The organism is Microbispora sp. H10949, from assembly GCF_014161435.1.
GTDB classification, from domain to species: Bacteria; Actinomycetota; Actinomycetes; order Streptosporangiales; family Streptosporangiaceae; genus Microbispora; species Microbispora triticiradicis.
Genome location: NZ_JABBWZ010000006.1, coordinates 535,028 through 548,093, shown reverse-complemented (window position 1 = coordinate 548,093; position 13,066 = coordinate 535,028). Strand labels below are relative to the sequence as shown.

Sequence of the window (13,066 nt, the reverse complement as noted above, 5' to 3'; positions counted from 1 at the left end):
CGCGAGCAGCGGGCAGCCCATCTCTCATGGAAAAAACCCCCTGGTGGCGTGATGCCGTTGTCTACGAGATCTACGTCCGCAGCTTCGCCGACGCCTCCGGCGACGGTACGGGCGACCTGGCGGGAATCCGGGACCGCCTGCCGTACCTCGCCGAACTCGGCGTCGACGCGATCTGGCTGACCCCCTTCTACCCCTCCCCCATGGCCGACGGCGGCTACGACGTGGCCGACTACCGCGACGTCGACGCGTTGTTCGGGACGCTGGCCGACTTCGACGACCTGGTCGCCGACGCGCACGCGCACGGCCTGCGGCTGATGGTGGACATCGTGCCCAACCACAGCTCCTCGGCCCACCCGTGGTTCCAGAAGGCGCTGGCGGCGCCCAGGGGCTCGCAGGAGCGCGAGCGGTACATGTTCCGGGAGGGCGGCCCCGAGGGCACCGGCGGCGGCCACGGCGAGCCGAACAACTGGATGTCCACCTTCGGCGGCCCGGCCTGGACACAGGTGCCCGACGGGCAGTGGTACCTCCACCTCTTCGCGCCGGAGCAGCCCGACTTCAACTGGCGTAACCCCGAGGTACGCGAGGAGTTCCTCGACATCCTGCGGTTCTGGCTGGACCGCGGCGTGGACGGCTTCCGCATCGACGTGGCGATGGGGCTCATCAAGGCGGAGGGACTGCCCGACACCGATCCGGGGTTCACCGCCAAGTCGCCCATCTGGAGCCGGCCCGAGGTGCACGACGTCTACCGCGACTGGCGGCGGGTGCTCGACTCCTATCCCGGCACCCGCGTCGCCGTCGGCGAGGTCTGGACCGACTCCGCCGAGGACCTCGCGCTGTACGTGCGGCCGGACGAACTGCACCAGAGCTTCAACTTCGCCTGGCTGGAGGCCCCCTGGTCGGCCACGGCGTTCCGCAAGGTCATCGACGACACCCTCGTCGCGGTCGCCTCGCCGACCTGGGTACTGTCCAACCACGACGTCGTACGGCACGTCACCCGGTACGGGCAGGGGTCGCTCGACCCCGGGGCCGGCCTCGCGCGGGGGCGTGCGGCCCTGCTGGCCATGCTCGCCCTCCCCGGCTCCGCGTACCTGTACCAGGGTGAGGAACTCGGGCTTCCCGAGGTGACCGACCTGCCGCCGGAGTCGCGTCAGGACCCGATCTTCGCGCGCTCGAACGGCGAGGTGCCGGGCCGGGACGGCTGCCGGGTGCCGCTGCCGTGGTCGGGCACCGAGCCGCCGTACGGCTTCGGGCCGGGCGGGTCGTGGCTGCCGCAGCCCGCGGACTGGGCCGGCCTCACGGCCGAACGGCAGGCCGCCGACCCCGCGTCGACGCTGTGGTTCTACCGGCAGGCGCTGCGGACGCGGCGGGAACTGCGCGGCACGCTGCCGGACGCGATCACGTGGCTGGACTCGCCCGAGGAGACGCTGTTCTTCCAGCGGGGACGGCTGCTCTGCGTCGTCAACTGCGGCGAGGGCGCGGTCCCGCTGCCGCCGCACGACCAGGTGCTGATCACCAGCAGCCCGCTCGACGGCACCGACCTCCCGCGCGACACCGCGGCCTGGCTGCTCACCGCCTGACCTGGAGGGCGGCGCGCGTCTCCGCCGTCCCGCTCCCCGATCTCCCTCGCTCCCCGCCACGTGCGACCGGCCGCCGTTCCTCCGCGGCCGGTCCCAGGTGGGGCTCAGGGGTCGTCGGAGGGCCGCCGGGCGGGGCGACTCAGGGTGGGCGACCCAGGGTGGGCTCAGGCGGGGGCGGAGAACCGGCGGAGGAAGGCGACCTCATCCTCGCCGAGCCTGCGTGGCCACCCCGCGGCGGAGTCGTAGGCGACCAGGATCGTGCGCGCCTCGGCGTAGAGGGTCGCGTCGTCACGGATCTCGTACGCCAGGGTGAACCGCGACCTGGAGATCTCGGTCACCCACACCTCGACGCGCACGGGGTCGGGGCGGAAGTTCAGCGGCCGCCGGTAGTCGATCTCCTGCCGGGCCACCACCAGGTCGAGCCGGTTTCCATCGCTGTCACGCGGGCGCTCCCACAGCATGGACACCCGCGCGTCTTCGAGGTAGTCGAAGAATCTGACGTTGTTGACGTGGCCGTAGCTGTCGATGTCGGCGAAGCGCACCTTGCGCTCGAAGACGTAACGGTGGGCGTGCTCGGCAGGGCCGGCGAGGATCGGCTCGGTCACCGCTCCAACCTAGTGCCGCGACCACCGAGGTTCGCCCGGACGGGGCGGTGTCCGCGAAGGTGGCCGCGAGGTCCCCCGCCGGGCACGGCGGGGGACGGGACGAGAGCCCTGATCAGTCGCGGGTGAGCTTGCGGTAGGTGACGCGGTGCGGGCGGGCCGCCTCCGCGCCCAGCCGCTCGATCTTATTCTTCTCGTAGTCGGCGTAGTTGCCCTCGAACCAGAACCAGTTCGAGCCCTCTTCCCACGCGAGGATGTGGGTCGCGATCCGGTCGAGGAACCACCGGTCGTGGGACGTGATCACGGCGCAGCCCGGGAAGTCGAGCAGCGCGTTCTCCAGGCTGGAGAGGGTCTCGGTGTCGAGGTCGTTGGTGGGCTCGTCGAGCAGCAGCACGTTGCCGCCCTGCTTGAGCGTGAGCGCGAGGTTGAGCCGGTTGCGCTCGCCGCCGGACAGGATGCCCGCGAGCTTCTGCTGGTCGGGACCCTTGAACCCGAACGCCGCGACGTACGCCCGGGACGGCATCTCGACGTTGCCGACCTTGATGTGGTCGAGCCCGTCGGAGACGACCTGCCAGACGTTCTTGGCGGGGTCGATGCCGGCCCTGCTCTGGTCCACGTAGGAGATCTTGACGGTCTCACCGATGGTGATCGCGCCGCTGTCGGGGGTCTCGGCGCCGGTGATCATCCGGAACAGCGTGGTCTTGCCGACGCCGTTCGGGCCGATGATGCCGACGATGCCGTTGCGGGGCAGGTCGAAGGAGAGCTCGTCCATGAGCAGGCGGTCGGCGAAGCCCTTGCTCAGCTTCTCGGACCGGATGACCGTCGTGCCGAGGCGCGGGCCCGGCGGGATCTGGATCTCCTCGAAGTCGAGCTTGCGGTACTTGTCGGCCTCGGCGGCCATCTCCTCGTAGCGCTGGAGACGGGCGCGGCTCTTGGTCTGCCGGGCGCGGGCGTTCGACCGCACCCACTGCAGCTCCTCCTCCAGGCGCTTCTTGCGCTTGACGTCCTTCTGCCCCTCGACCTTCAGACGCGCGGCCTTGGCCTCCAGGTAGGTGGAGTAGTTGCCCTCGTAGGGGAAGCAGCGGCCGCGGTCCAGCTCCAGGATCCAGTTCGCGACGTTGTCGAGGAAGTAGCGGTCGTGGGTGACGGCCAGGACGGTGCCGGGGTACTTCTCCAGGTGCTGCTCCAGCCACTGCACGCTCTCGGCGTCGAGGTGGTTGGTGGGCTCGTCGAGCAGCAGCAGGTCGGGCTGTTCGAGCAGCAGCTTGCACAGCGCGACCCGGCGGCGCTCGCCACCGCTGAGCTGGGTGACGTCGGCGTCGGGCGGCGGGCAGCGCAGCGCGTCCATGGCCTGTTCGAGCTGGCTGTCGAGGTCCCACGCGTTCCGGTGGTCGAGGGCGTCCTGCAGGCGGCCCATCTCCTCCAGCAACGCGTCGCTGTAGTCGGTGGCCATCTGCTCGGCGATCTCGTTGAACCGGTCGAGCATCGCCTTGGTCTCGGCCACGCCCTCCTCGACGTTGCCGAGCACCGTCTTGGCGTCGTTGAGCGGCGGCTCCTGCTGGAGGATGCCGACCGTGAAGCCGGGCATCAGCCGGGCCTCGCCGTTGGACGGCTGCTCCAGCCCCGCCATCATCTTGAGCAGCGTGGACTTGCCCGTGCCGTTCGGGCCCAGGACGCCGATCTTGGCCCCCGGCAGGAACGACAGCGTGACGTCGTCGAGGACCACTTTGTCGCCGTGCGCCTTGCGCACGCGCTGCAACGTGTAGATGTACTCCGGCATGCCTTCAAGCCTAGGGGATCGCACCGGCAGCGCCGTCCGCGCTGCGGGGAGGAGGGGCCAGTGGGGCGGCGGGGAGGCAGATTCTGTCCCTGCCGAGTTCCTTGGCGCGGTAGAGGGCGAGGTCCGCAGCGGCGAGCAGCTCCAGCAGATCCTCGCCGTGGATGTTGAGGATCGCGACCCCGGCGGAGACCGTGACCGTGACCGCCGCCTGCTCGGTGGGCACCGCCATGCGGCCCACCCGGACGCGCAGCCGCTCGGCCACCCGCCGCGCCTCGTGCACGTCGGCGCCCGGGAGCAGCACGACGAACTCCTCGCCGCCGAACCGGCCCACCACGTCGTACTCGCGCAACTGCGTGCGGAGGGTGGCGGCCACCTCGGCGAGCACCTGGTCGCCGACCAGATGACCGTACGTGTCGTTGACCTTCTTGAAGTGGTCGATGTCGACCAGCACCAGCGCGAGGGGGTTCCCGGTCCGCTGCGCCCTGACGATCTCGGTGTCCGCCTCCCGCTGCCAGGCGGCGGCGTTCAGCAGGCCGGTCTTCGCGTCCGTCCGGGCGGCAGCCTGGAGCTGCGCGTGCATCAGGCTCCGCTGGAGCAGCACGACGGGCGGCAGCACGAGCAGCAGCAGCGTGAGGTTGATCCCGCAGACGACGGCGACGAGCACACCGAGGCAGAGCTCGACCGCGTCGAGAAGGACGCGCTCGCGGTCCCAGAGAACCTCGCCCCAGCGGCCCTCGGGATCGGACGCGTGCGCCGCGACCGCGATCAGCGCCGTGTTGAGCACGGTGAACAGCACCGCGCAGGCCGCGGCGACCACGATCGGCCCGCCCTGCCCCGAGGACAGCCGCGCCGGTCCGGCCACCCAGTGATGGAAGGCGGTGGACGCGGCGCCCGCCGCGAGCCCGATCGCCCCCGCGCTGAACACCCGCCGGTAGAGCACGGTCGCCCGCACCCTGAGCTGGAGCAGGATCTGCATCGGGACGGGCGCCAGCAGGGCGTAGACCGGCGGCAGCAGGAACGCCGCCGGGAGCCACCAGGCCGACAGCAGGTCGCGGGACACGCCGGCGGGCATGCCGAGGCGGCGGGTGGCCTCGATGCAGACGGCGCCGCACAGCGTGAGCGCCCCGAACATGGCGAGGTCGCAGGTGTGGAAGACGGTCGCCCTGGCCAGCACCGCGACCAGGACGGTGTAGAACGCCAGGATCGCGCAGACGTAGGACACGAGGGCGGGCGGCTGGGTCAGCAACGGCCAGCGGCTCCGGGAGCAGATCGTGCCGCGCGTCCTCGCCGAGCTCTGACCGGTTGCCGTCATCCCGCCCCCCAACGACGCCAAATCAGCATCTCACTATGTGTAACACAATAGTTGCGGAGTGTGCGACGCGCGACGGGAACCGCTCCCTTCACGCGGGCCATCTGCATCCGATGGGCTGCGGGGGTGTCTGCGGCGATTTGCCCGGGGCCCGAGCCCGGCGACACCGCACTCCCGCGACCGGCGGGCTCAGACCGCCAGAGTGCGTGGGAGCAGGGAGCCGCTCGCGTCGTCCCGCCCCGCCGGCGCACTCCCAAGCACAGCGGGCTCAGGCTGCCAGAGTGCGTGGGAGCAGGAAGTGGTCCGCGTTCTCCTGTGCGCCGGGCTCCATGCCCGTGACCACGCCCGCGTCTCCCTCGGCATCCGGCTCGGCATCGGGCTCGGCGACAGGATCCGCGTCCGCCGTCGCGCCGCCGCGCTCCCCGTCGGGGGCGCCGAGGGCGGGGCGCTCCGCCGCGGTCGCGCTCCGGCCGCCGACGAGGGCGTCGAAGGCCTCGTCGGTCTCACCGCCGTCGGCGGGACGGGCGCCGGCGGCGGTGCGTCCGGTCAGTTCCCACTCCCTCGTGGCGTCCTCCATCGCCTGGCGGTCGTCCTCGCTGACCGCTCCGGCGGAGTAGGCGCGGATCGGCTTCTCGTAGGTGGTGATGCCCCACTTGAGGTCGTGTCCCACGGAACTCGCCTCGATCTCGGCCCAGAACCGCTGCTCGCCCTCCCGCTCGAACTGCTTGATGCGCAGCTTGCCGTACACGACGACCGGATGGCCCTTGCGGATCGACTGCTGGACGTTGTCGGCCAGTCCCCGGTAGCAGCGGACCACGTAGTAGGTGGTGTCCCTGGTCTGCCAGGTGTTCGTCTGCTGGTCGAGCACGCGCCGGTTGACGGCCATCCGCATCGACGTGACGTGCGAGCCGTCGCGGAACCGGTACTGCCTGGGGTCGTCGGTGACGTTCCCGCTCAGCGTGACGTAGATGTCGCTCATGGAAGTGCCTCTCCGGCCCGGTCACCCGCCGGGCTCGGATGCCACCCTCGCCGGGGCGGCCGTCCCCGCACGGGCCGGAAACGCGTTCTGTGGACGGCCGGACACCTGTGGACAACCCGGTGGGGTCAGCGGCGGGTGGCCGCCATCGCGCCGAAGAACTCGTTGTAGCGGTTCAGTTCGCGTTCGACCGGCTGGATGACCATGTCCTGCGCGAGGAGGTCCACGCGGCGCCTCATGTCGCGTTCCAGGCGGTCGCGTTCCCTGCCCGCGCCCAGGACCACGAAGTTCCTGCTCGCCATGGCGGAGAAGAGGCCGAGCCCAAGGACGCTGATCATCATCAGCCCCACCCAGGGCAGCAGGGCCACGTCGCCGAGGGCCTCGGCCGGCGGCCGGCCCGCTCCGAACACGCCGTACGCCAGGATCGCCCCGGCCCAGGCCAGGCCCGCGGCCAACATGATCACCAGGAGGTACTGCCAGATCTTCAGCAGCCACCACCAGCCGGGCACCCGGTCGAGCGGCGGGGCCACCTCCGACAGTTCGGCGGACAGCGCCCCGGGCAGCTCACCGGACCGGGACCGGGCGGCCTGGCGCACGCCGTCCCGCCACTGTTCCGGCATGCCGGCGGTGAGCCCGTCGGAGAGCGCCGTCACGGCGTTGTCCACCTCGGCGGGCTGCGCCGTGACCGAGCTGCCGACCAGGCCGCGGATGTCGTCCTTCACGGCCCCGAGGCGGAGGCTCTTGATCGGATCGGGCCGCACGCGGGCGGCCCAGCGCGCGTACGGCCATCCGACCCAGGAGATGGAGCGGACGCCGTACACGTTCTCCATGGCCTCGCCGAGCGCGGAGACGCCGATCGCGTCGCACAGGGCGTCGACGAGCGCGGCACGCCGCGCGGCGTCCACCGCCGGTTCGACCCGCAGCATCTCGGGGAGGTCCTTCACCAGACGCACCACCAGGCGGTCGAGGTCGGCTTCGAGGCGCTGGTAGGCCGCTCGCCGGGCGGCGACGGACTCGGCCAGGACGGCCTTCAGGCCGTCGACGCCCTCGCCGGTGGTGGCGGAGGTGGTCACCACCCGGGGGTGGGCGACCCCCTCACGCCGGAGGAGGTCCTCCAGATCGCCCGCGCACTCGGCCCGCTCCTCGGAGGTGAGCCGGTCGGCCTGGTTCAGCACGAACACCGTCACCGCGTCGTGCCCGGTCAGCTCGGCGACGTAACGCCGATGGACGGAGGCGTCGGCGTACTTCTGCGGGTCGAGCACCCACACGACGAGGTCGGCCAGCTGGATGAGCCGATGGGCCTCGGGATCGGTGAGCGCGCGGATCGAGTCGTGGTCGGGCAGGTCCAGCAGGATCAGCCCGTGCAACTGGCTCTCGCCCCGGTCCAGGGCGCTGGCGCGGGCGAACCTGTGCCGCCACTGGATCTGCAGCCAGTCGAGCAGCGGGCTCGCCCCGTCGATGCCCCACACGCAGGCGTGCGTGCGCGCGGTGGTCGGCCGGCGCGCCCCGGTGGGTGAGAGCTCCAGCCCGGAGATGGCGTTGAAGAGGGAGGACTTGCCGCTTCCGGTGCCCCCGGCGAGCGCGACGACGGTGTGGGCGGACGACAGCTTGAGCCGGTCGCCCGCGCGCAGCAGGAGCTGGGCCGCCTCCGTGATCAGCGCGGGGTCGACCCGCCCCTGACCCAACTCGACGATCTTGGCCAGGGCGGCGAGCCTGGACCCCAGCCCGTGCTGCGTTTCGGCGGTGCTGACAGTCGTCATCGATCCCTCACCGTCGGTGCCCGGGGCGTCCCGGGCCGGATGGGCTCCGTCATCGTGCGACCTCGAGGTTGTACGTCGCCTGGTACAGCCGCGTCGCCGCGGCCTCGTCCGGTATGCCCGCGCTGTCGAGGGCGTCGACGTACCTGAGGGTCTCCTCGTCGAAGAGCAGGCCGATTCTGGCCCGCAGGTCGCTGCGGGCCTTGGCGCTGATGCTGCGCAGCGACTCGGCCCCGAGCAGGCCGCGCAGCAGCCGCTGGGGCAGCGCCCCGGCGCCGGTGGCGGCCTGCGGATCCGTGGCGCCGTAGCCGAGCAGGCCGATCATGAAGATCAGCGACAGCGACTCCACGTCGAACGAGACCAGCTTGGCCACCGAGCGCTTGGTCACGCCCTCGGTGCGGATCAGTTCGGTGACGTGCTCCTGCCAGGCGGCGACCGTCCTCGCGGTCCTGCGGGCGATGTCCTCCGGCGGACGGCCGAGCCCCGGAGTGGCGGCGAGCCGGTCGCCCGCGCCCGCGCGCTGCCGCCACCGGGTCACGACCTCCTCGGCGGCCCGCTCGACGGCCGAGGTGACCAGGGATTCGAGGCCGGCGCGGATCGCCGCCTTCAGCCCGCGGACCCGCTCGGGACCCTGGTGGTGGCCCTTGGCGCCGCGGCGCAGGTGCAGCGTGCGCATGAGGTCGCCGGAGCCGGCGAAGTCCTGCCACCGCGCGAGCACCTCGCCCCGCAGCAGCGAGCCGTCCCGGGTCGCCTCGTCGATCTCCGTGAGCGCCCCCATGTACGCCGCGTCCACGTCCGAGCGCAGGTCGGCGCGCAGCGCGACCTGGGTCTCCAGGTGCCGGGCGAGCGCGGGCAGGCGGGTGCGGAAGCTGTTGAGCACGCCGTTCAGGGTCGCCCGTACGGCCTCCTCCCGCCGTTCGTCGTCGACGGACAGCCCGGTCAGCCACATCCGCAGCTCGGCGATCTCGATCTCGGGCAGCCGCCCTTCCTGGACGGTCGTCTCGTTGATGACGAAGCGCTCGACGTCGCCGAGGCCGTACTCCTTCAGCATCCGGCCGAAGTGCTTCATGATGACGTCGCGGGACCGGGGCGGCACCCGGGACAGCACGATGACCAGGCGCGCCCTGCGCTCCTTGGCCCGCCGCAGCAGGCCCCAGGACGGCGCGTCGGCGTACCGGGACGCCGTGGTGACGAACACCCAGAGGTCGGCGGCGTCCAGCATGCGGTGCGCGATCTCGTGGTGCTCCTCCACGACCGAGTCGATGTCGGGCGTGTCGAGCAGGGCCACCCCCGCGGGCATCGACGGGCTCGGCACCAGGACGACGCCGCCGGGCGCGGCCTCCGCCGGGGGCTCGTCGAGCCTCTCCAGGCCGCCGAGGAGATCGCCCCGCGCGTACCACTCGAGGTCGCCGGGGTGGACGGCGAGCACAGGCGTGCCCGTGGTCGGGCGGCGCACTCCCGTGGCCGTGACCCGGCGGCCCGCGAGCGAGTTGACGATGGTGGACTTGCCGGCCCCCGTGGACCCCGCCACGACGATCATCGCGGGCGCCGTGCTCAGGTGGATACGCGGGATGACGTAGTCGTCGAGCTGGGCCAGCACGGCCGCCTGCGCCTTGCGCGCCTCCTCCGCCCCCGGCACGTCGAGGCCGAAGTGCAGGTCCTTGACCGCCGTGCGAAGCTGGTTGAGCGCCTCCGTCAGCGCGGCGGAGACCGGCTCCGGCATCGGGATCTCGCGCATCCGGTCCTCGCCCGGCGCGTCCTCCCCGTCCTCCGCGTTCTCGCCGTCCTCCGCGACTGCCGCGTCCGCCCCGGCTTCCGGATCCTCCGCGTCCGCCGGATCCGCCTCGCCGGAGTCGTCCTCCGCGTCCACCGGGTCTGCCTCGCCGGAGTCGCCCTCCGCCTCCACAGGGTCCGCCGGGTCCTCCGCGCCGGCGGCGTCTACCGCCGCCGCCTCTTCGGCCGCGCCCGCCGGGTCCGTTCCGTCCGCCTCGCCGGCCGCGTCCGCCTCGTCCCCGGCGTCGTTCTCCGCATCATCCCCGGCATCGTCCCCGGCATCGTCCCGGCCGTCGTCGCGTACGTCTCCGGGCGCGCCGTCCGGCCCGTCCTGGCCCGGGACGGTCCCGTCGTCCGCCGCGCCGGGCACTGCCTCGTCCGTCCCGGGTACGGCCACGGAACCGGCCCCGGCCTCGGGGCCGGAGTTCTCGGGCAGGACGTCGTCGTGGGCCGTGGGCTCCGGGGCGCCGGGCCGCAGGACGGGAACGTCGTCGCGGATCTGGGGAAACGCGACCGTCCGCTCCCCCGGCGACTCGGGCGGCGGATCCCCGGCGTCCGGCTCGTCGGTGACGGCCTCGCCCGAACCCGCACCGGTCCCGTGGTCGGGCGTCTTCCTGGCTGCCGATCTCACGGGACCCGCTCCGCTCGCACCATTTCGATCTCCTGGCCGACCTTGACGACCTCGCCGACGATCACGATCGCCGGAGGCCGAACTCCGGCCGCGGTCACCCGTTCCGCCACCGTCGACAGGGTGGCGGAAACGGCTCGCTGGGTCGGAAGAGTACCGTCCTGTACCACCATCACGGGAGTTTCCGGCGAACGTCCGTCTCGAAGCAGGGCCTCGGCGATCTCCTTGATCCTTTCGACCGCCATCAGAAGTATCAGGGTTCCCGCTGATCTCGCCAGTCCCGGCCAGTCGACGGTGGACCTCGGGTCGCCGGGCGCGACGTGCACCGAGACGACGTGGAACTCCTGGCTCACACCGCGATGGGTGACCGGGACGCCGGCCGCGCTGGGGACCGCGACCGCGCTGGTGATGCCGGGCACCACGGTCACCGGGATCCCCGCGCGGGCGCAGGCGATCATCTCCTCGCCGCCCCGCCCGAAGACGAAGGGGTCGCCGCCCTTCAGCCGTACGACGAACTTGCCCATCCGGGCGTGCTCGACGAGCAGTTCGTTGATCTTCTCCTGGGACAGCGACCGGCCGTACGGGACCTTCGCGGCGTCGATCAGCTCGACGTCCGGGGACAGCTCGTCCAGGAGGGCTCGCGGCGCCAGGCGGTCGGCCACCACCACGTCGGCCTGGGCCAGAAGCTGGCGGCCGCGCACCGTGATCAGGCCGGGGTCGCCGGGGCCGCCGCCGACCAGGGCCACCCCGACCGGCCTGGTGCGGTGCCGCCGGGCGTCGACGGTCCCGTCCCTGAGCGCGCCGACGATGGCGTCCCGGATCCCCGCCGCACGCCGGGGGTCTCCGCCCGCGGTGACCGCCACGCCGATCTCGTCCACCCGGCCGTGCGCGGGGGTCCAGGCGGCGGAGGCGTCCTTGTCGTCCGCCCTGACACACCAGATGCGCTTGGCCTCGGCCTCGGCGGCGACCGCGGTGTTGACCTCGCGGTGGTCGGTGCAGACATGCACGAGCCACGCGCCGTCGCAGTCGCCGACCTGGTACGGACGCTGTTCCCAGGTCACCCGCCCGGTGGCGATGAGATCGTCCAGCGCGGGGGTCACGCTGGGCGAGATCAGAGTGACGGAGGCTCCCGCGTCGAGCAGCGCGGGGATCCGCCGCTGGGCGACGCGTCCGCCGCCGACCACGAGCACACGCCGCCCGTCGAGGCGCAGGCCGAGCAGGTAGGGCGCCATGACCTCAGTCTCCCTGTTGCGTCAAGGGTGCATAGTTAGGAGGCAAACCTACCCGCTGGGCTCCGGCCGCATTCACCCGACGAGACCGGACGGCCGCGGGCGGGTGTCCCACCGTCTCAATCGCCCTTGTCCGTCACGCCGGCGGAGTCGAAGGTGGCGACCTCGTGCATCACCCGCGCGGCGGCGCTCACCAGAGGGTGGGCGAGCAGGCCGCCGGTGCCCTCCCCGAGACGGAGCCGCAGGTCGACGAGGGGCTCCAGGCCCAGATGCGTCAGCGCCACCGCGTGTCCGGGCTCCGCCGACCGGTGCCCGGCCAGGCAGTATCCGACGGTGTCCGGGGCGAGCGCGCTCGCGGCCAGGGCCGCGGCTCCGGCGATCACTCCGTCGAGGATCACCGGCACCCGGGCCGCGGCGGCGCCGATCACGAAACCCGCGATCGCCGCGTGCTCCAGCCCGCCGACCGCCGCGAGCACGCGCAGCGCGGAGTCCGGGCCGCCCGGTACGGCCTCCGCCTCGGCGATCCCGTTGGCCCGCAGGCCGCGCCGGACAATCTCGATCTTGTGCTGATACATGGCGTCGTCGACGCCGGTGCCCCGCCCGGTGACCCCGGCGGCCTCCCTGCCCGTGAAGGCGCAGATCAGGGCGGCCGAGGCGGTGGTGTTCGCGATGCCCATGTCTCCGGTCACCAGGCAGCGCGCACCGGCGGCGACGAGATCCCGGGCGACCTCGACCCCGGCCGTCAGGGCCGCGGTCGCCTGCTCCCGCGTCATCGCCGGGCCCTGGGACAGGTCGGCCGTGCCGTACGCGACCTTGCGGACGAGCAGTCCGTCGGCGGGAGGCAGGTCGGCCGCAACACCCACGTCCACCACCGTCACCGACGCGCCGACCTGCGCGGCGAAGGCGTTGGCGACCGCTCCCCCGGCGGCGAAGTTGGCCACCATCTGCGCGGTGACCTCCTGCGGCCAGGGGCTCACCCCCTGCGCGTGCACGCCGTGGTCCGCCGCGAAGATCGCCAGGGCGGCCGGGGCCGGGAGCGGCGGCGGGCAGGCGCCCGCGATGCCGGCCAGCCGGGCCGCGACGTCCTCCAGGACTCCCAGAGAGCCGCTCGGCTTCGTGAGCCGGTCCTGGTGCGCCCGGGCCTCCGCCATCGGGCCGGGCTCGACCGGCCGGACCGCGCCGAGCGTCTCGCCGAGGGACGTCATGCTCTCTCCTTCGTCACGGTTCCGCCGTGTCAGCCCGCTGGGCCGGCTCACCGAGCCGGCCCGCCACGTCAGCCTGCCGAGCCGGTCAGCCGAGTCGGCCAGCGATCCCGGCCCGGCACTCCGGTCCGGCCCGCCGCACCCACTCGTCACACCCGCCCGCGCCCGCGCGTGGCTCCCGCCGCGACCGATCACGCGGCCGATCGCCGCGCGGGATCACCGTGCGGGATCAC

At 72.8% G+C, this 13,066-nt stretch carries 9 protein-coding genes; 1 reads left to right on the top strand and 8 read right to left on the bottom strand.

The annotated features are described in order from the left end of the window. Positions 1-26 precede the first annotated feature (26 nt). Entirely contained in the window at positions 27-1,577 is a 1,551-nt protein-coding gene (locus tag HHX40_RS18955) for a glycoside hydrolase family 13 protein (RefSeq protein ID WP_182881619.1), read from the top strand. 164 nt (positions 1,578-1,741) lie between these two features. On the opposite strand, the gene HHX40_RS18950 is transcribed toward HHX40_RS18955, so the two are convergent. The 8 genes from HHX40_RS18950 to cobT form a co-directional block, all read right to left on the bottom strand. Continuing rightward, on the bottom strand, positions 1,742-2,182 hold the full coding sequence (locus tag HHX40_RS18950; RefSeq protein ID WP_310738179.1) for a thioesterase family protein: 441 nt from the start codon (positions 2,180-2,182) through the stop codon (positions 1,742-1,744). Positions 2,183-2,294: 112 nt separating this feature from the next. Then, positions 2,295-3,959 (bottom strand): energy-dependent translational throttle protein EttA, encoded by a 1,665-nt coding sequence (gene ettA / locus HHX40_RS18945; protein WP_182881618.1) that lies wholly within the window; start codon positions 3,957-3,959, stop codon positions 2,295-2,297. 10 nt (positions 3,960-3,969) lie between these two features. Further along, positions 3,970-5,271, bottom strand: a complete 1,302-nt coding sequence (locus tag HHX40_RS18940) for a GGDEF domain-containing protein (protein WP_182881617.1) — start codon at positions 5,269-5,271, stop codon at positions 3,970-3,972. 265 nt (positions 5,272-5,536) lie between these two features. Next, on the bottom strand, positions 5,537-6,247 hold the full coding sequence (locus HHX40_RS18935; RefSeq protein WP_182881616.1) for a single-stranded DNA-binding protein: 711 nt from the start codon (positions 6,245-6,247) through the stop codon (positions 5,537-5,539). 125 nt (positions 6,248-6,372) lie between these two features. Beyond that, complete coding sequence (locus HHX40_RS18930; RefSeq protein WP_182881615.1) at positions 6,373-8,004, bottom strand: GTPase; 1,632 nt, start codon at positions 8,002-8,004, stop codon at positions 6,373-6,375. 49 nt (positions 8,005-8,053) lie between these two features. Then, complete coding sequence (locus HHX40_RS18925; protein WP_310738178.1) at positions 8,054-10,405, bottom strand: GTPase; 2,352 nt, start codon at positions 10,403-10,405, stop codon at positions 8,054-8,056. Next, positions 10,402-11,634, bottom strand: a complete 1,233-nt coding sequence (cobA, locus tag HHX40_RS18920; protein WP_111700855.1) for a uroporphyrinogen-III C-methyltransferase — start codon at positions 11,632-11,634, stop codon at positions 10,402-10,404. The genes HHX40_RS18925 and cobA overlap by 4 nt, the downstream gene beginning before the upstream one ends. 116 nt (positions 11,635-11,750) lie before the next feature. Beyond that, a complete protein-coding gene (gene cobT, locus HHX40_RS18915; RefSeq protein ID WP_182881614.1) occupies positions 11,751-12,836 on the bottom strand; it encodes a nicotinate-nucleotide--dimethylbenzimidazole phosphoribosyltransferase in 1,086 nt (361 codons plus the stop codon). Positions 12,837-13,066: the final 230 nt, after the last annotated feature.